The organism is Ensifer soli (genome assembly GCF_041928815.1).
Lineage (GTDB): Bacteria > Pseudomonadota > Alphaproteobacteria > Rhizobiales > Rhizobiaceae > JBHFEI01.
In genome coordinates this window covers 1-22,997 of record NZ_JBHFEI010000021.1, presented here as the reverse complement: position 1 = coordinate 22,997, position 22,997 = coordinate 1, and the positions used below count along the sequence as shown (strand labels likewise).

Sequence of the window (22,997 nt, the reverse complement as noted above, 5' to 3'; positions counted from 1 at the left end):
CTTATAGAGCCTTCAGATGGTGAATGCAAAGTCAATGTGCCAGGGGAGCCCCGGCGCGCCGCAAAGGTGCGCCAAAAACGACAGTCGTTCAAATCCGAACGATTTGCTTCGGCAATATTTAAACTCTCCGACGCAACGTGGCGGTCAGACTTCAAGACCACATCAACACGCCTCGCCGCCGGACCGAACGCCGCTCCGGCCGCTTCGCGATTGCCGGAGATCCCGCATGCGCCGTCGGTTCAAATCGCTTTTCCTCGACCGGTCGGGCAATTTCGGCATGCTGGCCGCGATCAGCATGGTGCCGATGATCGGCATCGCCGGCCTGTCGATCGATTTTACACGGGCGCTGCAGACCCGCGCGGAGGTGCAGGAAAGTGCGGACGCCGCGGCGCTCGCGGTGCTTGCCGAAGGATCCGTCGGCATGCTTCAGGCGCTGGCGATGAGCGGCAACGGCGAGGTGCCGCTTGCGGAAGAGGACGCGAAGGCCTTCTTCCGCGCCGCCGCCCGCGCGAACGGCCAGGCACCTGAAGACACGAACGGCAGCGCCGAACTCGCCCTCTCCAACCTTTCCGTCAGCGCCGTGGTGACGAAAAGCGGACGCGACCTCAAATCGGTCATCCATTACGAGATGACCATCCCGACCAGCCTGCTGCGGGTCATCGGCAAGGACAGCCTGACGGTTTCTGGAACGGCGACCGCCGTCTACCAGACGAACGCCTTCATGGATTTCTACATGCTGCTCGACAATACGCCGTCGATGGGGCTCGGCGCCACGACGTCGGACATCAACCTGATGGTGCAGAACACGCCGGATGCCTGCGCCTTCGCCTGCCACATCGTGTCCGAGGCGGGCGTCGACAACGCCAACAGCTACTACCATCTCGCCAAGCGCATCGGCGCGAAGATCCGCATCGACGTGGTGGCGCAGGCGACGGCGGCGCTGATGGACGAGGCGATCCGCCAGCAGAAATACGTCCAGCAGTTCCGCGTCGGCGCCTTCACCTTCGGCAAGAACGCCCAGAACGTCACGCTGCAGACCATCTCGCCGCTGACCGACAACCTGCGCGACGTCAAGCAGAAGGCGACTGAGATCGGCCTGATGAGCATTCCCTACCAGAACTACGACAACGACCAGCAGACGAGCTTCGACAAGGCGTTCTCGCAGGTGAACAGCGTCATCGACACGCCCGGCACCGGGGATTCGATCACAGACCGGCAGAAGATCGTCTTCTTCGTCTCCGACGGCGTCGGTGACAGTTCCAAGGCGTCGAACTGCACGAAACGGCTGGCAGGGGCCACGCGGTGCCAGGAACCGATCGATGTCAGAGCCTGCCAGGCGCTGAAGGCGCGCGGCATCAAGATCGCCGTGCTCTACACGACCTACCTGCCACTGCCGACGAACAGCTGGTACAACAGCTGGATCCGCCCCTTCCAGAGCGAGATCGCGACGAACATGGAGGCCTGCGCCTCGGACGGACTGTTCTTCGAGGTCACGCCGAGCCAGGGGATTGCCGAGGCCATGCGCGCACTGTTCATCAAGACGATCAAGAGCCCGCGCCTCGCAAGCTGAGCGCGCCTGCGTCACACAAAGCGCGAGACCCTGTGCCGAAAGGCGCCGGGTCGATGCGTTTTTCAGAGGAAGCCGAACAGGATGCCGGCGAGAAGGTAGGCCGAATAGAGGATGGAGGCCACCGTCGCCAGCATGACGACACCGATGATGCCGAAAGTGAGAATGAGCGTCCAGTTGCGCCCGCCGCCGCCGGCTTCGCCGCCGAGCGCCGCCTCGTCCTCGGCCAGCAGCATCATCCGCCGGGCGAACGGCGCCTGCATCACGCCTCCGCCTTCACGCCGTCACGCAAGATGTAGCTCGGCCTGTACATGGTGACGAGTTCCTCGGCGGCCGTCGGGTGGACGGCCATTGTCCGGTCGAAATCGTCCTTGGTGCAGCCCGCCTTCAGCGTGATGCCGAGGAGCTGCGCCATCTCGCCGGCGTCGTGGCCGAGGATGTGGACGCCGACGACCTTGCGGTCGGCGCCGTTGACGAGCAGCTTCATGATCATCCGCTCCTCCCGGCCCGACAGCGTCGCCTTCATCGGACGGAAGTCGGCGCGGTAGACCTCGACATGCGGATAGGCCTCGCCCGCCTGCGCTTCCGTCATGCCGACGGTGCCGATCTCGGGCTGCGAGAACACGGCGGTCGCGATCAGGTCGTGGTCCGGCGAGGTCGGGTTGCCCTTGTATTCGGTCTCGATGAAGCACATCGCCTCGTGGATCGCGACCGGCGTCAGCTGCACGCGGTCGGTGACGTCGCCGATCGCGTAGATGCCTGGGGCGCTGGTGCGCGAGAAGGCGTCGACGAGGATCGCGCCCTTGTCGTCGGTCTTGACGCCGGCGGCCTCAAGGCCGAGGCCTTCGGTGTTGGGCACGCGGCCGATCGCGAGCATCACCTGGTCGACGGCGATCTCCTCGCCCCGGCGCGTGCGCACGATCCGCCGCCCGGCCTCGTCGCTGGCAATCGACGCGATCACGTCTTCCGTCACGATGCGGATGCCCTTGCGGGTCATCGCCGCCGCAAGGCCGCGCCTCAGATCATGGTCGAAGCGCGACAGGATCTCCTTGCCACGGTAGATCAGCGTCACGTCGACGCCGAGACCATGGAAGATGTTGGCGAATTCGACGGCGATGTAGCCGCCGCCGGCAATCAGGATCGAGCCGGGCAGCTCCGGCAGGTCGAATGCCTCGTTCGAGGAGATGCAGAGATCGTGACCCTCGACTTCGGGAAGCGCGAAGGGACGGCCGCCGGTGGCGATCACGATGCGCTCGGCCGTCACGGTCTCGCCGGTCGCCGCGAGGCGGATCGCGTTCGGGCCGGCCAGTTCCGCGCGGCTGTTGAGGATGGTCGCGCCGGCGCCGTCCAGCCCCTTGCGATAGAGGCCTTCCAGCCGCGTGATCTCCGCGTCCTTTGCGGCGACAAGGCGCTTCCAGTCGAAGCGCGCCTCGCCGACGTCCCAGCCGAAACCGCGCGCATCCTCGAAATGCTCGGAGAACTGCGAGGCATAGACATAGAGCTTCTTCGGCACGCAGCCGCGGATCACGCAGGTTCCGCCATAGCGGAATTCCTCCGCGATGGCGACCTTGCGGCCGAGCGAGGCGGCGACGCGGGCGCTGCGGACACCGCCCGATCCCCCGCCGATGACGAAGAGGTCATAGTCGTAACTGGTCATGTCGCTCGCCGTTCTTCGCGCCTTTTGCGGCGCCGGTGATCACTGCTTGGGAACGAGCTCGCCCGGCGCGATGGCGTCGGTCGGGACCGCAGCGCCGACCGTCGGCTCCAGCGCCTTCGTCACCTCGGTGTTCAGGTCGCGCGAGACGCCCGCGGCCCAGATGTCGGCGGCCCTCAGCAGTTCGCGCGCCGCGATCGGCCCGTCGTTCAGCAGCTTCTTGCCGGCCGGCGAATTGTAGAAGGCGGCGATCGCGTTCAGCTCTTCCACCGTGAACGTCTTGGCATAGATCGCGGCCGCCTCGTTCTCGAGGTCGGCACGGCGCGGCGCAAGGCCGATCGCCTTCTCGTCGACGGCGCTGGTGATCACGTCCTGGAAGTTCGGCGACTCCTGGATCAGCGCGTTCTTCAGCCGCGCGGCGAGGTTCGGCAGGATGTTGTCGAAGGCGTTGGTCGCGCCGAGCGCGCCGATCGTCGCCCGCGCCGCCTTCAGCTGCTCCGCATTCACATCCTGGGCGCCCGCGGTCGATACGCCGCAGAGGAAGGCGAACGCGGCTGCGAGGGAGAGGCCTGCGCCTGCAAATCTGGTCATACTGTCAAAGCTCCTGTCGGTTCGCCCGCGCGAGGGGTGGACGCGATCCGCCTGCCTCGAGCGCATGTCTTCATCACCGGCTTCATTCGGGACGCCGGCACGTCACTGCGGCGTCATCACCCGCACGCCCTGCGGACCCGCGATGATCGCGAGCGTCGCGATGCCGATGAACAGGCCGTGCTCGACCACGCCGGGAATGTCGTTCAGCGCCTGCGCCAGCGCACCTGCATCAGGAATGCGGCCAAAAGATGCATCGAGAATATAGTGCCCGCCGTCGGTGGTGAACGGCCCGTCGCCGGAGGCGCGCACGACGATCTCGCCCGAAAGTCCGAGCCGGCGCGCCGCCGCCTCGACCGCGAGCCGCGTCGCCGCCAGGCCGAAAATATTGACCTCGATCGGCAGCTTGAAGGCGCCGAGCGTGTCGACCGTCTTCGTCTCGTCGGCGATGACGATCATCCGCTTCGAGGCCGCCGCGACGATCTTCTCGCGCAGCAGCGCGCCGCCGCCGCCCTTGATCAGGCTCAGCGCGCCGTCGACCTCGTCGGCGCCGTCGATGGTCAGATCGAGCTCCGGGCACTCGTCGAGCGACTGCAGCGGTACGCCGAGCTCCAGGCAGAGCCGAGCGGTGCGCTCGGAGGTCGGCACGCCGATGATCTTCAATCCTCCGGCGACCCTCTCTGCCAGCAGCCGGACGAATTCATTGGCCGTCGAACCGGTGCCGATGCCAAGCCGCATGCCGTCCCCGACATGTTCCAACGCCGCCGCCGCGGCCTTGATCTTCATCTGAAGCGGGTCCATGCGCCTCCTCTCGCCTTCCGTCACTGAGCGCGCACCGGCCCGAGAGCCCGCCCGCCAAACCGGTGAGAGACTTACACGCTGGACCGCGCAAACAAAAGTCCAATTCGGCGGGCAGACACAAATGCGGGGCCGTGTCGCCCCCTCATGCTCGGGATTGCGCCGGGGACGACCACACGCCTATAGACCCTTTAGAAACCTCAAGCCCGGGACCGCGCGCGAGACGGCCGGTCGCCCTCGAACGCCCCGCCGAGGCGGAACGCCCGCACGATCGGCGCGCGTCCCGGCCGGAACCCACGGAACCCACGGAACACCCTTCTTGACCCGACCGACCATTCTTTTCGATCTCGACGGCACGCTGGTCGACACCGCGACCGATCTCATCGCCAGCCTCAACCATGCCGTCGGCCAGGCCGGGATGGAACCGGTGACCTATGACGACCTGACCCATCTCGTCGGCCATGGCGCGCGAGCGATGATCGAGCGCACCTTCCGTCTCAGGGACAGGCCGCTCGACGACGAGACGCTCGCCTGGCAACTGAAGGAATTTCTCGATTTCTACGAAGGGTCGATGCCGGGCCTGTCGCTGCCCTATCCGGGTGTCATCCAGGCGATCGAGCGGCTGGGCCGCGACGGCATGGTCTTTGCCGTCTGCACCAACAAGACGGAGAGGCTGGCGCGAACGCTGGTCGACACCCTCGGCCTCGGCCATCTCTTCGCGGCGATCGCCGGCGGCGACACGTTTCCCGTGCGCAAGCCCGACCCCGGCCATATTCTCGGAACGATCGCGATGGCGGGTGGATCGCCGCAGCACGCGGTGATGATCGGCGACAGCCGTTCGGACATTCTCGGCGCCCGCCATGCCGGCATCCCGTCGATCGGCGTGCCCTTCGGCTATTCCGACGTTCCGGTTGCCGATCTCGAGCCGGACGCGCTGATCGAGCATTTCGACCAGCTCGACGCCGCGCTGGTGCTCCGGCTCATGTCCGCACGCAACGCTCCGGCCCGCTAGAACACGTTCGGTGAACACCGGTTCATCGGACGTGCTCTCTCCTTTTGTTTCTGCCGCATTGTCCGGCGCCGAAGCGATCCCGCCTCGGCTGGACATGCCCTAGCTGCGCGCGCTGCGGGCCGCGCGGGTCGCCTCGATCGCGCGCTGCATGTAGCCGTCGCGCTCGTAGACGTCGTCGAAATATTCGACCCGGCCGTCCTTGTCGGGCCAGGCGGTGAAATAGGACACATAGACGGGGATCTTCTGCGAGAGCTGGCGCGCCTTGTTGCGCCCGCCGGCGATCTCCTTGGCGACGTCGTCGACGCTGATGCCGAGGACGGCGGCCGCCATCTTGCGCGGCTCGGCAAGGCGCACGCAGCCATGGCTCAGCGCCCGCATGTCCTTCTTGAAGAAGCTCTTCGACGGCGTGTCGTGCATGTAGATCGCATGGGCGTTGGGGAAGAGGATCTTAAGCTCGCCGAGCGCATTGTCGCTCGAGGGCGGCTGGCGGACGGCGACGCCGCTGGTCGAGCCGTGCCAGTTGACCGCAGACGACGAGACGGGACGACCGCCGAGCTCGACCTGGTAGCCCATCCGGTCGAGATAGCTCGGATCGTTGCGCAGCTTCGGCAGCATCTCGTTGATGATGATCGACTGCGGCACGCCCCAATAGGGGTTGAATTCGACCGTCTGGATCTCGTCCTCGAAGAAATAGGTCTGGTTCGACTTTGAGCCGACGACGACGCGCATCGAAAACTGCTCGCGATCATCCTCGTGATAATAGGCCATGAAGGCCGGCTGGTTGATGAAGACGTAGCGGCTGCCGAGATCGGCCGGCAGCCAGCGCGCCTGCTCCATGGCGATCCGCACCTTGTCGATCTTGCTCGCGGACGTGTCGCCGCCGGTCAGCACGCGGATCGAGGCGCGACCGACGATCCCGTCCGGCTTCAACCCGTGTTCCGCCTGGAAGGCCTCGACCAGCGCCACGAGGTCCGGCGTATAGTCCGGCGTCGCCGCATAGGCCGCAAGCGTCGCCGCGTGCGCCGCCTTCAGCGCGTCCGATCCGCGCGCGCGGATCGCCGCGACGATGTTGGCGAGCTCCGCATTGCTCTCGCCCGGCTTCAGCACCGTCCCGGGCGCGATGCGGATGACGGTGTCCGCGCCGTTTTCCGCCCTCAGCCTCTGGAGTTCAGCCTTGAGCGCGGCGAATTCCGGGCCGGACGGCGTGCGGCTGGCGATATAGGCGGCGGGCGCATGGCTCGCCGCGAGAACCGTGACGACGCGGGCGAGATCGACGGGCTTGCGGACGAAATCGTGGTAACCCGAAATCCGGTTCGGATCGATGCGGCCGCGCACGGTGTCGCGCATGTAGGTCAGCGCGGCGGCCGAAAGCGCGAGCTCGAAACGGGCGAGTTCCTTCTGCCGGGCGGTGGCATCGAGCGGATCGAGCGCGGTTTCCGGCAGCGCGACCGCATAGTCGGCGGCATCGAGGCCGACCGTGTCGGCGGCGGCGAGCACGGCGATCACCGCGCGGGCACGGTCGTTCGGGCCCGTCTCGTCGACCCAGAGGAAATCGGGATGGCCGGCATAGAATGCCTCCAGCGCCGCCGCGACATCGCCCTCCGCCATCACCTTGACGTCGGCGAGATAGGGACGGATCGGGTTTTCGGCGGCATGCGCCGCCGCCGAGGCATCGAGCGAGCCGGTATAGACGGGATCGACGAGCTTGCCCGTGTCGACCGCGCGCAGCGCCGGCGCCTTGTAAGTGTAGTATTGCGGCCCGGTGACGCGCGGCAGCGGCTTGGCGGCGACCTTCGGCTTTGCCGGCTGCGCCTCGGGATAGGCTACGCCGGCATCGACCCCCGGCAGGCTTGCAGGCTCTTCGGCGACCACGCGCTTCTTGCCGCCCCGGATCAGGTCCATCAGCGTGATCGCCGCCGAGGGGCGAACGTCGACGGTCGCGACCGCCGTTCCCGCGAGGAGTGCCAGAAGTGCTGCGGTTCTGATCATGCCCATGAAATCGTCTCGTTCCCGTCTTGTCGCCCGCGCGCCCCGGCCGGACCGACCCGGCACGCCCTTCCGTTATGACAAGGCTTGGTGAATGAATCGGTAACGCAACCGAGCCTTAGCCCTGACCACCGGCCACGACAATGACGAAGCAGGGAGGGGAATTATTTGCGCATCCGACAGCGATTCGCCGTGGCAGAAACATCACGTTTGCGTCAAGCCAGACCGACGATCGTCTGAGGCGGCCCGGCCGCCTGCCCCTTTACAAGGCGGCCGGGCTCAGCCAGAGAGAGGGCCGAGCGGCAGGGGGTGGGTCGCCGCCCTCCGCTATTTCCGCATCCGCGAGCACGAAGGCAGGGATCGAGATGACGTCAACCCGCATCGAAACAGACACGTTCGGCCCGATCGAGGTCGATGCCTCGCGCTATTGGGGCGCGCAGGCGCAGCGTTCGCTCGGCAATTTCAAGATCGGCTGGGAAAAGCAGCCTTTGTCTGTCGTCCGCGCGCTCGGCATCGTCAAGCAGGCCGCCGCCCGCGCCAACATGGCGCTCAGCCGCCTCGATCCCGCCGTCGGCGATGCCATCGTCCGGGCAGCGCAGGAGGTGATCGACGGCACGCTCGATGACCACTTCCCCCTCGTCGTCTGGCAGACCGGCTCCGGCACGCAGTCCAACATGAACGCCAACGAGGTGATCTCCAACCGGGCGATCGAGCTTCTCGGCGGCGTGATGGGCTCGAAGAAGCCCGTGCATCCGAACGACCACGTCAACATGAGCCAGTCGTCGAACGACACCTATCCGACGGCCATGCACATCGCCTGCGCCGAGCGCATCGTCCACGGGCTGCTGCCGGCGCTGAAGCACCTGCTCGCCGCGCTCGAGGCCAAGGTGAAGGCCTTCGACCACATTATCAAGATCGGCCGCACCCACACGCAGGACGCGACGCCGCTAACCCTCGGCCAGGAATTTTCCGGCTACGCGGCCCAGGTCGCCTCGTCGATCCGGCGCATCGAGATGACGCTTCCGGGCCTCTGCGAACTCGCCCAGGGCGGCACCGCGGTCGGCACCGGTCTCAACGCGCCGGTCGGCTTCGCAGAAAAGGTAGCCGAAGAGATCGCCGCGATTACCGGCATCGCCTTCGTCACCGCGCCGAACAAGTTCGAGGCGCTCGCCGCGCATGATTCGATGGTGTTCAGCCACGGCGCGATCAATTCGGCCGCCGCCGCCCTCTTCAAGATCGCCAACGACATCCGCTTCCTCGGCTCCGGCCCCCGCTCCGGCCTCGGCGAACTGTCGCTGCCGGAAAACGAGCCGGGCTCCTCGATCATGCCGGGCAAGGTCAACCCGACCCAGTGCGAGGCGCTGACGCAGGTCTGCATCCAGGTCTTCGGCAACCACGCAGCACTCACCTTCGCCGGCAGCCAGGGCCATTTCGAACTCAACGTCTTCAATCCGCTGATGGCTTACAACTTCCTCCAGTCGGTGCAGCTCCTCGGCGACGCGGCGGTCTCGTTTGCCGACAACTGCGTCGTCGGCATCGAGGCGCGCGAGGACAACATCAAGGCCGCGCTCGATCGCTCGCTGATGCTCGTCACGGCGCTCGCGCCGAAGATCGGCTACGACAACGCGGCGAAGATCGCCAAGACCGCGCACAAGAACGGCACGACCCTGCGCGAGGAGGCCGTCGGCGGCGGCTACGTCACCGATGCGGAGTTTGATGCCGTGGTCCGCCCGGAAACGATGATCAGCCCATCCTAAGGTGAGACAGGCCCGGCCTTGCCGCCGGGCCCCTTCGCCGCCCGCCGCAACAACCTGAAATGGTGCGCGTTTTCGAACATCCTGAAATAATCATATTTTTATCGCGCTCGCCCTGCCACGCGAACCGTTAAGACTTCTCAAAGCATTTATCCCTAACACTGGCAGCACTCGGGGCGAAGGCCCCGGCGGCCTCGGGGGAGGCACGCGCCGGACCCGTTTCCGGTGGTTCCCGCGCGGGCGGACCGCCGCCGGCCTGGCGACAATGCGTATGTTCAAAGGGAGTTCGGGTGATGGCATCTGCAGCCGCCTCGGCGAAAGTACAGGTCCCGGATATCGCCGCCCAGGTGACCCATGCGATGCGGGTCATGGGCGTCCCGCCGATCCCGCGCAATTACGAACTCTATTATGAAGCCTATATCGGTTCCAATCCGCGCCTGACCAAGGAACTGGCGGCGCTCGGAAGCCGGGCGACCCAGGAAGAACTCGACGCGATCGGACAGCAGTATTTCAGCCAGCACCATCGCCCGATCGGCATCGACCGCGCCCACCAGAGCATTGTCTCCCAGCTCACCGACCTCCTGAAGCTGCTGCGCGAGGAACAGAACGCGCTCGAGACCTACAACAGGGTGCTCGGCGACACCTACAGCAACATCACGACGAAGAGCCAGACAAGCTCCGAACTCCTGCGCAACGCCATCACCATCATCAGCGAAGCCACCGAGGACACCATGTCCCAGGGCAAGGACCGGGTGGAGAACGTCGTGCAGAAGTCCTTCGAGATGGAGGTGATCCGCCAGGAGCTCGACGAGTACAAGCGCATCGCCAACACGGATTCGCTCACCCGCCTCGCCAACCGGCGCGCCTTCGACGAGAAGCTGGCGGCGATCTTCACGTCCGAACAGACCCGCGCCACGACCGGGCTGCTCGTCGCCGACATCGACCACTTCAAGAAGATCAACGACACCTACGGCCATCCGGTCGGCGACAAGATTCTCGCGACCGTGGCGACGATCATCCGCACGAACCTGCGTCGCGACCAGTTCGTCGCCCGGACCGGCGGCGAAGAATTCGCGATGATCATCACCGATTCGACCGAGGAGGATTGCCTTGCCATCGCCGAGCGCATCCGCAACGCCCTCTCGATCACGCCGTTCAAGAACTCGAAGACCGGCGTCAATTACGGCCCGATCACCATCTCGATCGGCATCTGCATGGGGGGCTCGGCCGACGACGCGATCGACCTCTACAACAAGACCGACATCGCGCTTTACTGCGCCAAGAATTCCGGCCGCAACCGCAGCATGCTGTTCGAGGACGGAATGAAGAAAGAGTCGGGCAAGAGCTGGCTCATCTACCGCAAGTAGGCCTGGGTCCGCGCGCCGTCGCTCACCACATCGTCTTTGCCGCCCGTCCCGGCCAATCGCTGTCATACGTGTCGCCGTCGAAGCCGGCTTTCGCGGCTTTCAGCATCGCGCCCGGCGTCGGCAGCGCCCCGGGCGCGACGAAGCGCGCGGGATCCCAGAGCCCCGCCCTCATCACCGCCCGGGCGCACTGGAAATAGACCTCCCGGATGGTGATGACGACGACGCTGCGCGGATGCGCTCCCTCCATGGCGAAGGACGTCAGCAGGTCCGGATCGACGCTGACGACCGCCGAGCCGTTGATCCGCATCGCGGTCGTGACGCCCGGAACGAGGAAGAGCAGCGCCACGCGCGGATCGCGGACGATGTTTTCGAGCGAATCGATCCGGTTGTTGCCGCGCCAGTCGGGCAGGAGCAGCGTCTTCGCGTCCGCGACCCTGACGACGCTGTCCGCATCGCCGCGCGGCGAGCAGTCGAGCCCTTCCGGACCGACGGTCGCGAGCGCGACGAAGGGCGAGGCCTCGATCATGCGGCGGTATTCTGGCGTCAGCGCCGGCGTCACCTTCGCGGTCGAGGCCTCCGCCGTCGCGCCGTAATGGCGTCGAAGGTCCTCAACCGAGTGGATGATGGTCATCGTCTTGCCCTTTCTTGTCCGGTCGAGGCGGCGTGACCGGTTCCGGTGACAGGCTTAAGACAGTCAACGCCGGAAAGCGCCGGCGTCAGCGCGGCCGCTCCGGTGTGTCGCGGTTCATCCCCTTCTCCGCGAGCGCGCGTTCATAGGCGGCGAAGCGCTCGGTCCCCTCCCGCCCCAGCTCGTCGAGATAGGTCCAGGTAAAGATGCCGCTGTCATGGCCGTCGTCGAAGCCGATGCGCACCGCGTAATTGCCTGTCGGCTGCACCGTGCGGATGGCGACGCTCCGTTTTCCCGGGACCGTGACCGCCTGGCCCGGGCCGTGGCCCTGGACCTCGGCTGAGGGAGACAGCACGCGGAGCATTTCCGCCGGCAGCGCGACGACGGCGCCGTTTTCGAAGGAGACGGTCAGCGTCCGCCGGTCCCCGGAGATCTTCAGTTCGCTCGGCCACACATCGCCCATCGGTCCGTCCCTGCTGCATCCGTCTTGAAGGTCCGGCGACGCTGCCGGCGTGAGGATCGTGATTGAAAACGTTGGCGGGCGGCTGTCAACGTTCTATATGAAGGAAAGAGGAAAGGGCGCGGCCCGGCCCGGTGCGGCGCGATGGCGCGGCCGGGGAGGACGAGGGAGGCTCAGACATGACGATTGCCCGGCCCGACGCCCTGTCGGGAACCCCGCTCGGCGAGACGACGAGGGCGCCGATGATCGACCCGTTCGGCCGGTCGGTGACCTATCTTCGCGTCTCCGTCACGGATCGCTGCGATTTCCGCTGCACCTATTGCATGGCCGAGGACATGACCTTCCTGCCGAAGAAGGATCTCCTGACGCTCGAGGAGCTCGACCGGCTCTGTTCCGCCTTCATCGCCAAGGGCGTGCGCAAGCTGCGGCTGACGGGCGGCGAGCCGCTGGTGCGCAAGAACGTGATGTTCCTCGTCAAGGCGCTGTCGCGCCACCTCGAAAGCGGCGCGCTGGAGGAGCTGACGCTGACGACGAACGGCTCGCAGCTCGCCCGCCACGCGGCGGACCTTGCCGGGCTCGGCGTACGCCGCATCAACGTCTCGCTCGACACGCTGAAACCCGACCTCTTCCGCCAGATCACCCGCTGGGGCGATCTCGCGCGCGTCATGGAAGGGCTTGATGCGGCACAGGCGGCCGGACTGCACGTCAAGATCAATGCGGTGGCGCTGCGGGGCCTCAACGATGCCGAGATCCCCGATCTCCTTCGCTTCGCGCACGGGCGCGGCATGGACCTGACGCTGATCGAGACGATGCCGCTCGGCGAGACCGGGGAAGACCGCCTCGACCGCTACATGCCCCTTTCCGAGATGCGCGCCCGGCTCGAGGAAACATTCACGCTCGTCGACAATCCCTATCGCACCGGCGGGCCAGCCCGCTACGTCACCATCGCCGAGACCGGTGGGCGGCTTGGCCTGATCACGCCGATGACCCACAATTTCTGCGAAAGCTGCAACCGCGTCCGGCTGACCTGCACCGGCACGCTCTATATGTGCCTCGGCCAGGAGGATGCGGCGGACCTGCGCGCGGCGCTCAGGGCATCCGACGACGACGCGCTTTTGAGCGCGGCGATCGACGGCGCCATCGGCCGCAAGCCGAAGGGCCACGACTTCGTCATCGACCGGCGCGCGAACGCTCCCGCCGTGCGCCGGCATATGAGCGTGACGGGCGGTTGAGGCCCGCCGTGAGGGCTGCCCGCGACCGGCCCGGTCCGGGCCCGTTCGATGGAAAAGGCCGAATTTGGCGATTGCTTTCGCAACGTCAGCTGGTCTACGCAGCGTCACGACCCGTAGCCTTTTCCGCCGTAGCGGGCGCCGACCCGGTGGACTGACCGATGCCCACTTCCGCCAATCTTCGCGGCGCCCTGTTCATGTGCCTGGCCATGGCGGGCTTCACGCTGAACGATGCGCTGGTCAAGTCGGTCAGCGGCGCCATGAATGCCGGGCAGATCATGTTCGTGCGCGGGTTGCTGACGACGCTCCTCGTCTTCCTCATCGCCCGGCACATGGGCGCGCTCCGGCCGCTCTCCGTGCTGGCGCTGCCGGCGGTGGCGCTGCGCATCGCCGCCGAGGTCATCGCCTCCGTCAGCTATATCTACGCGCTCGGCCGGATCCCGCTCGCCAACGCCTCGGCGATCCTGCAGGCGCTGCCGCTCGCGGTCACGCTCGGCGCCGCGCTGTTTCTCAAGGAGCCGGTCGGCTGGCGGCGCTGGCTGGCGATCCTCGCCGGTTTTGCCGGTGTCCTCGTCGTGCTGAGGCCAGGCCCGGACGGTTTCGGCTTCGCCGCGCTCGCCGCGATCCTCAGCGTCGTCTTCGCCGCGACGCGCGACCTTTGCACCCGCCGGATCCCGCTCGAGATCCCCTCCCTCCTCATCAGCGCCGTCACCGCGGCCGTCATCACCCTTGCCGGCGGGCTGCTGATCATGCCGCTCGGCGGCTGGCAGCCGGTCGGCGCCGCCGAGCTCGGCCATCTGGCGGTCGCGAGCGTGCTCCTGCTCCTCGGCTACCAGTGCATCGTCATGGCGATGCGCACCGGCGAGATTTCCCTGATCGCGCCTTTCCGCTATACGAGCCTGATCTGGTCGATCGGCATCGGCATGCTCGTCTTTGCCGAGCTCCCGGATCGGACGATGGTCGTCGGCATCGCCATCATCGTTACGTCCGGTCTCTACACCTTCCATCGGGAAAGACGGCGGGGTGCGACGCCGGTCGCCCGCGTCTCCTCTCCCGGATCGCCGAAATGAACGGGGCTCGGAACCAGGGCATGCAGACGCCACGCTTTCTCGACCGCACGACACCGCCCCACATCGTCACGCTGGTGCTGATCGCCGGCCTCAGCGCGCTGAACATGAACATCTTCCTTCCCGCGCTGCCGGCGATGGCGCGCGGATTCGACACGAGCTATGCGACGATCCAGCTGACGCTGTCCGGCTACCTGACGGGAACCGCGATCCTGCAGCTGCTGCTCGGCCCCCTCTCCGACCGCTTCGGCCGCAGGCCGGTGCTGATCGCAAGCCTCGCGATCTTTCTCGTCGCCACCGTCGTCTGCATCCTCGCCCCCTCGATCCAGCTCTTCCTCGCCGGCCGCTTCGTCCAGACGACGCTGATCGCCGGGCTCGTCCTGTCTCGCGCCATCGTGCGCGACATGGTGCCGATGGAGGAGGCGGCGTCGATGATCGGCTATGTGACGATGGGCATGACCATCGTGCCGATGGTCGGCCCCGTGCTCGGCGGGCTGCTGGTCGATGTCTTTCCGTGGCAATCGACCTTCGTCCTCGTCTTCGCCTTCGGCCTCGCCGTGCTCGCCGTCGTCTGGCTCGACCTCAAGGAAACGAACCGGAACCGGCCGGAGAGCTTCGCGGCGCAGTTCCATGCCTATCCGGCCCTGCTCGGCTCCGGCCGCTTCTGGGCCTACACGCTGACCACGACCTTTGCCTCCGGGGTGTTCTTCTCCTTTCTCGGCGGCGCCCCCTTCGTCGGCACGGTTCTGCTCGACATGACGCCGACGGCGCTCGGCCTGTGGTTCTTCCCGATCGCCTTCGGCTACATGGTCGGCAACTATGTGTCGGGCCGCCACGCCCGGCACCTCGGCATCGGCACGATGATGCTGTCGGGCGGGCTGATCGCGCTGGCGGGCACGCTCATCGCCGCGGCCTTCTTCCTTTCGGGACACGCATCGCCGCTCACCTTCTTCGGGCCGATGGTGCTGATCGGCGTCGGCAACGGCGTCGCGCTGCCGAGCGCCAATGCCGGCATCGTCAGCGTCCGGCCGGAACTCGCCGGCTCTGCCTCCGGGCTCGGCGGCGCGCTGACGATCGGCGGCGGGGCGGCGCTTTCGGCGCTCTCGGGCGCCGTGCTCAGCGTCGAGACCGGCATCTATCCGCTTCTCGCCATCATGGCGGCATCGAGCCTCCTCGGCATCCTCGCCTGTCTCTTCGTCCTTTCGCCGGGCGGGCGCGGCGCGGCACGCCAATGACCGTTCCCGGCTATGTGCTCGCCGGGGGCCTCTCCTCGCGCATGGGGGAGGACAAGGCCGGCCTTGCGCTTGCCGGCGAACCCCTCGTCGCCCGCGTCGTCGCCCGGCTCGCGCGGCAGACGGGTTTCGTCGTCGTCAACAGCAACGAGGCGTTCCTTCCCGGTCTTCCGCCGGGAACGCCCCTCCTGCCGGATGTCGTCGCCGGCCGGCCGGGCCCGCTCGCCGGCGTGCTGACCGCCCTTCTGGACGCGCGGGCGCGAGGCATGGCCCATGCCGTCACAGTTCCGGTGGACGCGCCCTTCTTTCCCGCCGATCTCGTCCGGCGGCTGACGGACGCGGCGCGCGGCCGGATTGCGGTCGCGGCATGCGGCGGGATGCTGCATCCGGTCTTCGCCCTCTGGCCCGTCACGCTCGCCGAGCCGCTCGCGCGCTTCATCGCCACCGACGACACGCGCCGGGTCCGCCACTTCATTGCCATCAATGACGGCGCGACGGTCGATTTTCCGGCGACCGGCGCCTTCGATCCCTTCTTCAACATCAACACGCCGGAAAACCACCGCACCGCCGAAGCCTGGATCGCCGGCCGGACAGGCGGCGACGAAAACGGGGAGGCTTGACCATGGGGCCGAAGATCCTCGGCATCGCAGGCTGGAAGAATTCCGGCAAGACGGGCCTTGCCGTGCGGCTCGTCGCCGAACTCACCCGGCGCGGCTACCGGGTGTCGACGATCAAGCATGCCCATCACGATTTCGACATCGACAAGGTCGGCGCCGACAGTTTCCGCCACAGGGAGGCGGGGGCGCACGAGGTCGCGATCGTCTCCGGCACGCGCTTCGCCATCATGCACGAGCTGCGCGGCGCCGCGGAGCCCGCCTTCGACGAGATCCTCGCGCGGCTCGCCCCTTGCGACCTCGTGCTGATCGAGGGCTACAAGCGCGAGCCCGTGCCGAAGATCGAGGCGCGCCGGCGCGACGCGCGCAACCGCGAGCCGCTCGCCCCGACGGATCCCTTCATCCGCGCCATCGCCACCGACCATCCGGTCGAGGATGCCGGCGGACTGCCGGTCTTCGATCTCGACGACACGCAGGCGCTCGCCGATTTCGCCGAACAGGTCACGGGCCTGACGCCCACCCGATAAAGTGACTCGGACGACACGAAAAAGCCGCCGGATCGGCACCCGGCGGCTTTCTTTACGATGATGCGCGTGCAGGATTACTGCTTGGCGCTCGCCACCGGCTTCACGAGCGCGGTGACGCGGCGGATGGTGACGCGGCGGTTGAGCTGCTCGGGACCTTGCGTGTTCACCTTCAGGTAACGCTCGCCATAGCCCTGCGTCGTCAGGTTCTCCGGCGGCACGCCATAGACGTCCGTCAGCACCTCGGCGACCGATTCCGCCCGCTCGTCCGACAGGATCAGGTTCGACTCGTCGCTGCCGACCGCGTCCGTATGGCCTTCGATCAGGAAGGTCTCGGACGGGTCGTTGTCGAGCACCTTCAGGATCGCGTCGGAGAGCTTGCGCAGCGTCGCGGCCTGCGCCTTCGACACTTCCGCGCTGCCCGTGGCAAAGGTGATCGTATCGAGGTCGATACGGCGGACCTTGTCGCGGACGCGGGCGGAATACTTCACCTCGTCGAGCGAATAGACCCGCTCCACCTGCTCGACCGGAGGTTCGCGCAGGAACTGGTAGTAGTCGCGGTCGGGGTTGCTCGACGTGTCGATGATGTAGTCCTCGACGGGGATTTCGAGCTCCATCGGCGGCAGGTCGTCATAGATCTCGCGCACCGCCGGCGGCCGGCCGGCATCGGCCTCGGGCGAATAGACGAGCAGGTATTCGCGACCGTCGCGCTCCAGGCGCGAACGCTGCACCACGTCGCCATAGGCATTGCGGATGGTGATGATGCGCACGCCGTTCGGGCGGATGATCGTCTCGCGGACGCGGCCCCGCGGCAGCCGCTCGACATAGGTCTCCTCGGCGCCGCGGCCGAGGCGGCGGTCCTCGTCGCCGCGCACCCAGATATCCGGCCCGATGCGGAAGACCTCGCGGTCATCGTCCAGGCGACGGTCGATGCGGTAGCCGTCGGGCTCGCGATATTCCGGTCGGCCGTCGATGCGGCGTCCTTCTTCCGAAATGATCGAGCCGATGCGCACGGGATCGCGGCGGCGGATGCGGCCGTCCTCATCGATCACACCCTGGGCATCCGCGTCCGAACCGGGCGTGACGTCGCGCGTCTGCTGGCGGCGCGCATCGAGGCGCTTGCGACGCTCCTCGATCCGCCTCTCGCGCTCGGCCCGGCGCTCCGCGCTCATCTCGCGATCGTCGGCGCGCTTGTCGCTGTCGAGCACCGCCGCGCCGTTCTTGACGGGAAGAACGACCTCGCCATCCTCGTTGACGCGGTTGCCCTGCGCTTCCTGGCGCTTGCGCCGTTCCTCAACCCTCTGGCGGATCCGCGCGTCGCGGCGCTCCTGGCGGATGGCATCGGGATCGCGCGCTTCGCCGGCCTGCTCGGCCTTGCCGCCGGCATCCTCGCCCTGCTGCTGCGCCTCGCGCTGCTTGCGACGTTCCTCGATGCGCTGCTGGCGGCGCTGTTCGGCGGCATCGTCGCCACCGCCCTGCTCGGCATTGCCCTCGCCCTGGCGAGCACGTTGTTCCTCGCGCTGCTTGCGCCGCTCCTCGATGCGCTGCTGGCGCCGCTGCTCGGCGGCATCGTCGCCACCGCCCTGCTCGGCATTGCCATCGCCCTGGCGAGCACGCTGCTCTTCCCGCTGCTTGCGACGTTCCTCGATGCGCTGCTGGCGGCGCTGTTCGGCAGCATCGTCGCCACCGCCCTGATCGCCATTGCCCTCGCCCTGGCGAGCGCGCTGCTCTTCCCGCTGCTTGCGCCGCTCCTCGATGCGCTGCTGGCGGCGCTGTTCGGCGGCGTCGTCACCACCGCCCTGTTCGGCATTGCCCTCGCCCTGGCGAGCACGCTGCTCTTCCCGCTGCTTGCGACGTTCCTCGATGCGCTGCTGGCGGCGCTGTTCGGCGGCATCGTCGCCACCGCCCTGCTCGCCGCCGCCCTCGCCCTGCCGGGCGCGCTGCTCTTCCCGCTGCTTGCGCCGCTCCTCGATGCGTTGCTGGCGCCGCAGGAGCTCTTCTTCCTCGTCGCCGGCCTGCGCGACTTCATAGGCGCCGGACCGCAGGTCGAGGCCGGCGGCGTAGGCCGCCGGCGGCACGATCGACGTGATCGTGAACACCGGTATCGCGACGGTCGCGAAAAGTCTGGATTTGATCGTCATCTTCCGTTTCCTCCTTCGAGGGATATACCGCTCGTTGTCTGCGACACCTTGTCGGGACACCTCGCCCGCCATGCCGGCATTTTCATGTCCCGTCCGGACACTGCGGACCGGTTGCACCCTTCCGCTCGTCCTGAGAACGGGCGACACGCCGCCTGTCATCGTCGAATTGTCTAAAATACCCGTCATTAACTCGCGATGAACGCATCGTTCATCGAGGTTAGGTCCCCGTGCGACGCGGATGCGCCGGTCCGCGTTAAAGCCCGGCCTGTGCAATCGTTCCATCAGCACACCGATTCCCAGTTGATTTTTTTCGCGGAAGCGTAGGAATATCGAAACAGGCGACGTCACCGGGCCGGACGAGGGGCAACGGAAACAAGGATCAACAAGCGACGTCCGCTTCAAACCGAGAGGATAATCATGCGTATCTCCAAACGTCTCGCCGCCGCGGCATCGGCCGTCATGCTGATGGCCACCGCCGGCACCGCACTGGCCGAGGGCGAGAAGATCGTGATCGGTACCGAGGGCGCCTACCCGCCCTTCAACGCGCTCGCCGCCGACGGCACGCTGTCGGGCTTCGACATCGACATCGCCAAGGCGCTCTGCGAGGAAATGAAGGCCGAGTGCACCTTCGTGACGCAGGACTGGGACGGCATCATCCCGGCGCTGATCGCCAAGAAGTTCGACGCCATCGTCGCATCGATGTCGATCACGGCGGAACGCAAGGAACAGGTCGACTTCACCCACAAATATTACAACACGCCGCCTGCGATCGCGGTGCCGAAGGACAGCGACATCACCGAGGCGACCGCCGCCGCCCTTGCCGGAAAGACGCTCGGCGCGCAATCCTCGACCACCCATTCGAACTATGCCGAAGCGCATATGAAGGACTCCGACCTCAAGCTCTATCCGACCGCCGACGAATACAAGCTCGACGTCGCCAACGGCCGCATCGATGCCGTCATCGACGACGTCGTCGTTCTGTCGGAATGGCTGAAGAGCGATGACGGCGCCTGCTGCAAACTGCTCGGCACCCTGCCGATCGACCCGGTCATCAACGGCGAGGGCGCCGGCATCGCCATCCGCAAGGGCGAGGATGCGCTGCGCGAAAAGTTCAACGCCGCGATCGATGCGATTCGCGCAAACGGAAAATACAAGGAAATCAACGAGAAGTATTTCGCCTTCGACGTCTACGGCGGCTGAGGCGCGACGATGGCGATCCGCGTGGCGGCACGAAGCCTGAAAGACGAGGCGCGCGGATCGACGCGGCATTGACGAGACGGCGGAAGACCAGGTCTTCCGCCGTTTTCGTTGGCAGGGCACCACAGAAAAGAGCCGGGAGAAAAAACCCGGACGACAGGGGATACAGAAGCGATGAGCGGATATCTTGCCGCCCTTTTCAGTTGGATCGATCCGTTGTGCGGGCCGATCGGCATCTTCACGCTTTTCGGTGAAGGCACGCAGCTTGCCTGCAGCGGCGAGGGATGGGGCGACGAGATCGCGTCGGGCTTCATGGTGACGGCCGGGCTCGCGGTCGCGACGCTTCCGATCGGCCTCATGCTCGGCTTCCTGATCGCGCTCGCCAAGCAATCGGACGAACGCTCGCTCCGGCTCGCATCGAACATCTACACCACGCTGTTCCGCGGCCTTCCCGAACTTCTGACGCTCTTCATCATCTATTACGGGCTGCAGATCGGCCTGCAGCGCGTCCTCGATCTCTTAGGCTTCGGTGGCCAGTTCGAGATGAACCCGTTCGTCGCCGGCATGGTCGCGCTCGGCGTCGTCTTCTCCGCCTATTGCTCCGAAGTTCTGCTCTCGGCGTTCAAGGCGATCCCGAACGGGCAGTACGAGGCGGGCGACGCGCTCGGCCTGCGCCGCAGCCGGACGATGCTGCTGGTCATCCTGCCGCAGCTGGTGCGCATCGCGCTTCCGGGCCTCGGCAATCTCTGGATGGCGCTGCTGAAGGACACCGCCCTCGTCTCGATCATCGGCCTGCCGGACATCCTGCGCCAGACCGGGATTGCCGCGCGCGTCACCAAGGAGGCCTTCCAGTTCTTCGGCATCGCCTGCCTGCTGTTCCTGATCCTGTCCATGCTCTCCTCGGTGGCGATCGTCGCGCTTGAACGCTGGAGCCGGCGCGCGGAGATGAGCCGATGACCCATGTCACCGTGATGCTGCCGCCGCAGGCCCCTCCGCCCGCGCCCCCCCGCCCCTACACGCTCGCCCGTTTCGCCGGTTCCGTCTGGCTCGGCATCTGGCTCGCGGCCGCCGTCGGCATCTTCCTCACCGTCACCGGCGGGTGGGACAGCGACAAGTTCGTGCGCTACGGACCGGCCTATCTCTCGGGGCTTGGCGTGACGCTCTCGCTGGTGACGCTGTCGATCCTTCTCGGGGCCGTGCTTTCGGTGCCGGTCGCGCTCGGCCGCATGTCGACGAACCGGTTCTTTTCCGGGCTGGCGTTCACCTATGTCTATTTCTTTCGCGGCACGCCGCTGATCACCCAGCTCTTCCTCGTCTATTACGGGCTCGGCGCGTTCCGGCCGGAACTCCAGGCGGTCGGGCTCTGGTGGTTTTTCCGCGAGGCCTGGTATTGCGCGCTCTTCACCTTCACGCTGAACACCGCCGCCTATCAGGCCGAAATCCTGCGCGGCGCGATCGCGAGCGTGCCGCGCGGCCAGCGCGAGGGTGCTGCCTCGCTCGGGCTTCCGGCGCGCGTCGCATTCTTCAAGGTGATCCTGCCGCAGGCACTGATCGTGGCGTTGCGTCCCTATGGCAACGAGATCATCCTGATGATCAAGGGATCGGCGATCGTCGCCATCGTCACCGTCTTCGACCTGATGGGCGAGACGCGCCGCGCCTTTTCCCGCACCTTCGACTACCAGACCTATATCTGGGCGGCGCTCCTCTACCTCCTGATCGTCGAGGCATTGCGCAATCTCTGGGCCTGGCTCGAACTCCGCCTGACGCGGCACCTGAAGCGCTGAGGACGGGCAACGCGACGCGGACGCGGAACAACGGCCCGGCGCGGGAATTTTGTGGCGGATGGTCATTCCGTTCCGCCGCATTCTGCGCTATGGAATGGCCCGGATACACGGCCGCACGCATGGCCGCCACAACGGGATCGGGTACGTTCGGATATGTCAGCAAAAATCTTCAAGCCGGCAAAGACCGCGATGCAGTCGGGCAAGGCGAAGACCGGGCTCTGGGTTCTTGAATTTGACCAGGACGTGGCGCGCAAGATCGATCCGGTCATGGGATACACGACGTCGAGCGACACGCGCCAGCAGCTGCGACTGAATTTCGAGACGGCCGAGCAGGCGATCGGCTATGCGGAAAAGCACGGCATCGACTATCGCGTGATCGCGCCGAAGGAACCGGTACGCAAGAACGTCTCCTACAGCGACAACTTCCGTTTCAACCGCCAGCAACCCTGGACGCATTGACGCAAAGGCGCGCGACGACGACGCATCCGCGTCGAAGCAGCGCACTACCGCCGGCCCCTTAGCTCAGCTGGATAGAGCACCTGCCTTCTAAGCAGGTTGTCGCAGGTTCGAGCCCTGCAGGGGTCGCCAATCAACCACCTGAAAAGACTGGTTTTTTCCTTTCTTCGCCAAGTTGCCGCAAGTCCCTGGAGTGGAATGTAAGGAAACCAAAATCCCGGAATGAGCACTTTCATTGCCGGAATAGTCCCGGAATTTCCCGGACTGAATTCTCCATCCTCCCATGCCAGCGGGAGGTCCGTTCATGACAGTGATTATCCGCTGGCGGCTTGCCGCCGCACACTCTGGTCGCAGAGCCGCTGACAAGCTCTTCGAGCGTGACAGCAGACCCTCTGACGCCCGCGTGAAGATCGTCCTCGACGTCATCTGCACCGGCCTTGCCGAGCTTATGCTGGAGCACAGAGAGAATGACGACACGATAGATGAAGCCGCCGCCGCGATGGCGGATGCATTCATTGAGCGTGTCACGATTTTGGAAACAGCCTGCATCGTGGATTGAAAAAGCAATGCCCCCGGTCGTGTCCAAAAACCGGGGGCATCACGGACAGCAGACAAAGTGAACGGTCGGGTGCCCTAACCGGCGGAAGTTCTCGATTCGGCGTCCCACAATGGCTTCAAGCGTCGTGTCCAGCAATTTACCAGCAATGCGATCTCGCAAGATAGGTATCATCGTGTCGTCCAATTCGACGCTGGCATGCAAATGCGTGGTGTTTCTCAACTCTGCATCGAAAGCCAGTTGTGAGTTATAGCTGGCTAACGCCATCTGATCGACTGTCAGAGGGTAGCGGCCGGATGTGATGGGTGGTCTTCCCCCTGAAAAGTGGTCCTCCGTGAAGTAGGCTATTGAGCCTGAGAGAGGACGTTGGAATGCCCCAGAAG

Annotated in this window: 22 protein-coding genes, 1 tRNA gene and 1 pseudogene; 15 read left to right on the top strand and 9 right to left on the bottom strand. The window is 66.2% G+C overall.

Annotated elements, in window-relative coordinates; translation table 11 throughout:
- Positions 1 to 226 precede the first annotated feature (226 nt).
- Positions 227 to 1,570 (top strand): pilus assembly protein TadG-related protein, encoded by a 1,344-nt coding sequence (locus ACEVQ6_RS21400; protein ID WP_374891075.1) that lies wholly within the window; start codon positions 227 to 229, stop codon positions 1,568 to 1,570.
- Between the two features lie 62 nt (positions 1,571 to 1,632).
- Here ACEVQ6_RS21400 and ACEVQ6_RS21395 read toward each other — a convergent pair whose 3' ends face one another.
- The 4 genes from ACEVQ6_RS21395 to rpiA all read right to left on the bottom strand — a co-directional run bounded on the left by ACEVQ6_RS21395 (position 1,633) and on the right by rpiA (position 4,610).
- On the bottom strand, positions 1,633 to 1,830 hold the full coding sequence (locus tag ACEVQ6_RS21395; protein ID WP_374891074.1) for a hypothetical protein: 198 nt from the start codon (positions 1,828 to 1,830) through the stop codon (positions 1,633 to 1,635).
- Positions 1,830 to 3,224, bottom strand: coding sequence for a glutathione-disulfide reductase (gene gor, locus ACEVQ6_RS21390; RefSeq protein WP_374891073.1), 1,395 nt, complete (start codon positions 3,222 to 3,224; stop codon positions 1,830 to 1,832). The genes ACEVQ6_RS21395 and gor overlap by 1 nt, the downstream gene beginning before the upstream one ends.
- A gap of 39 nt (positions 3,225 to 3,263) precedes the next feature.
- Positions 3,264 to 3,812 (bottom strand): DUF2059 domain-containing protein, encoded by a 549-nt coding sequence (locus ACEVQ6_RS21385; RefSeq protein WP_374891072.1) that lies wholly within the window; start codon positions 3,810 to 3,812, stop codon positions 3,264 to 3,266.
- Between the two features lie 102 nt (positions 3,813 to 3,914).
- Positions 3,915 to 4,610, bottom strand: coding sequence for a ribose-5-phosphate isomerase RpiA (gene rpiA / locus ACEVQ6_RS21380; protein WP_374891071.1), 696 nt, complete (start codon positions 4,608 to 4,610; stop codon positions 3,915 to 3,917).
- 316 nt (positions 4,611 to 4,926) lie between these two features.
- Between rpiA and ACEVQ6_RS21375 the strand changes: the two genes are divergently transcribed.
- Positions 4,927 to 5,619 (top strand): HAD family hydrolase, encoded by a 693-nt coding sequence (locus tag ACEVQ6_RS21375; RefSeq protein WP_374891070.1) that lies wholly within the window; start codon positions 4,927 to 4,929, stop codon positions 5,617 to 5,619.
- Between the two features lie 99 nt (positions 5,620 to 5,718).
- On the opposite strand, the gene ACEVQ6_RS21370 is transcribed toward ACEVQ6_RS21375, so the two are convergent.
- On the bottom strand, positions 5,719 to 7,614 hold the full coding sequence (locus ACEVQ6_RS21370) for a L,D-transpeptidase family protein (RefSeq protein WP_374891069.1): 1,896 nt from the start codon (positions 7,612 to 7,614) through the stop codon (positions 5,719 to 5,721).
- Between the two features lie 356 nt (positions 7,615 to 7,970).
- Between ACEVQ6_RS21370 and fumC the strand changes: the two genes are divergently transcribed.
- On the top strand, positions 7,971 to 9,362 hold the full coding sequence (fumC, locus tag ACEVQ6_RS21365; protein ID WP_374891068.1) for a class II fumarate hydratase: 1,392 nt from the start codon (positions 7,971 to 7,973) through the stop codon (positions 9,360 to 9,362).
- A gap of 290 nt (positions 9,363 to 9,652) precedes the next feature.
- On the top strand, positions 9,653 to 10,726 hold the full coding sequence (locus ACEVQ6_RS21360) for a GGDEF domain-containing protein (protein ID WP_374891067.1): 1,074 nt from the start codon (positions 9,653 to 9,655) through the stop codon (positions 10,724 to 10,726).
- 22 nt (positions 10,727 to 10,748) lie between these two features.
- Here the strand turns inward: ACEVQ6_RS21360 and ACEVQ6_RS21355 are convergent, their stop codons facing one another.
- Together ACEVQ6_RS21355 and ACEVQ6_RS21350 are read right to left on the bottom strand one after the other, a co-directional pair.
- Positions 10,749 to 11,357: a pyridoxamine 5'-phosphate oxidase family protein gene (locus ACEVQ6_RS21355; RefSeq protein WP_374891066.1), complete on the bottom strand. Its 609-nt coding sequence runs from the start codon at positions 11,355 to 11,357 to the stop codon at positions 10,749 to 10,751.
- A gap of 85 nt (positions 11,358 to 11,442) precedes the next feature.
- Entirely contained in the window at positions 11,443 to 11,817 is a 375-nt protein-coding gene (locus ACEVQ6_RS21350) for a gamma-butyrobetaine hydroxylase-like domain-containing protein (RefSeq protein WP_374891065.1), read from the bottom strand.
- Positions 11,818 to 11,993: 176 nt separating this feature from the next.
- Here ACEVQ6_RS21350 and moaA point away from each other — a divergent pair, with 176 nt between their 5' ends.
- The 5 genes from moaA to mobB all read left to right on the top strand — a co-directional run bounded on the left by moaA (position 11,994) and on the right by mobB (position 16,483).
- Positions 11,994 to 13,046, top strand: coding sequence for a GTP 3',8-cyclase MoaA (gene moaA / locus ACEVQ6_RS21345; RefSeq protein WP_374891064.1), 1,053 nt, complete (start codon positions 11,994 to 11,996; stop codon positions 13,044 to 13,046).
- A 158-nt stretch (positions 13,047 to 13,204) separates the two neighbouring features.
- A complete protein-coding gene (locus ACEVQ6_RS21340; RefSeq protein ID WP_374891063.1) occupies positions 13,205 to 14,113 on the top strand; it encodes a DMT family transporter in 909 nt (302 codons plus the stop codon).
- A 20-nt stretch (positions 14,114 to 14,133) separates the two neighbouring features.
- Complete coding sequence (locus ACEVQ6_RS21335) at positions 14,134 to 15,345, top strand: multidrug effflux MFS transporter (RefSeq protein WP_374891062.1); 1,212 nt, start codon at positions 14,134 to 14,136, stop codon at positions 15,343 to 15,345.
- Positions 15,342 to 15,962, top strand: coding sequence for a molybdenum cofactor guanylyltransferase MobA (gene mobA, locus ACEVQ6_RS21330; RefSeq protein WP_374891061.1), 621 nt, complete (start codon positions 15,342 to 15,344; stop codon positions 15,960 to 15,962). The genes ACEVQ6_RS21335 and mobA overlap by 4 nt, the downstream gene beginning before the upstream one ends.
- Before the next feature lie 2 nt (positions 15,963 to 15,964).
- Positions 15,965 to 16,483, top strand: coding sequence for a molybdopterin-guanine dinucleotide biosynthesis protein B (mobB, locus tag ACEVQ6_RS21325; protein WP_374891060.1), 519 nt, complete (start codon positions 15,965 to 15,967; stop codon positions 16,481 to 16,483).
- Between the two features lie 74 nt (positions 16,484 to 16,557).
- Here mobB and ACEVQ6_RS21320 read toward each other — a convergent pair whose 3' ends face one another.
- A complete protein-coding gene (locus ACEVQ6_RS21320; RefSeq protein WP_374891059.1) occupies positions 16,558 to 18,621 on the bottom strand; it encodes an OmpA family protein in 2,064 nt (687 codons plus the stop codon).
- A gap of 417 nt (positions 18,622 to 19,038) precedes the next feature.
- Here ACEVQ6_RS21320 and ACEVQ6_RS21315 point away from each other — a divergent pair, with 417 nt between their 5' ends.
- The 6 genes from ACEVQ6_RS21315 (at position 19,039) to ACEVQ6_RS21290 (ending at position 22,617) form a co-directional block, all read left to right on the top strand.
- A complete protein-coding gene (locus ACEVQ6_RS21315; RefSeq protein ID WP_374891058.1) occupies positions 19,039 to 19,821 on the top strand; it encodes an ABC transporter substrate-binding protein in 783 nt (260 codons plus the stop codon).
- A gap of 171 nt (positions 19,822 to 19,992) precedes the next feature.
- Positions 19,993 to 20,775, top strand: a complete 783-nt coding sequence (locus ACEVQ6_RS21310; protein WP_374891057.1) for an ABC transporter permease — start codon at positions 19,993 to 19,995, stop codon at positions 20,773 to 20,775.
- Positions 20,772 to 21,602, top strand: coding sequence for an ABC transporter permease (locus tag ACEVQ6_RS21305; RefSeq protein WP_374891056.1), 831 nt, complete (start codon positions 20,772 to 20,774; stop codon positions 21,600 to 21,602). The genes ACEVQ6_RS21310 and ACEVQ6_RS21305 overlap by 4 nt, the downstream gene beginning before the upstream one ends.
- 153 nt (positions 21,603 to 21,755) lie before the next feature.
- Positions 21,756 to 22,061, top strand: coding sequence for an ETC complex I subunit (locus ACEVQ6_RS21300; RefSeq protein ID WP_374891055.1), 306 nt, complete (start codon positions 21,756 to 21,758; stop codon positions 22,059 to 22,061).
- Between the two features lie 52 nt (positions 22,062 to 22,113).
- Positions 22,114 to 22,190 (top strand) — tRNA-Arg (locus tag ACEVQ6_RS21295).
- Positions 22,191 to 22,362: 172 nt separating this feature from the next.
- Complete coding sequence (locus ACEVQ6_RS21290) at positions 22,363 to 22,617, top strand: hypothetical protein (RefSeq protein WP_374891054.1); 255 nt, start codon at positions 22,363 to 22,365, stop codon at positions 22,615 to 22,617.
- Positions 22,618 to 22,656: 39 nt separating this feature from the next.
- On the opposite strand, the pseudogene ACEVQ6_RS21285 reads toward ACEVQ6_RS21290, so the two are convergent.
- Positions 22,657 to 22,997, bottom strand: a pseudogene (locus ACEVQ6_RS21285) (hypothetical protein); the annotation flags it as partial.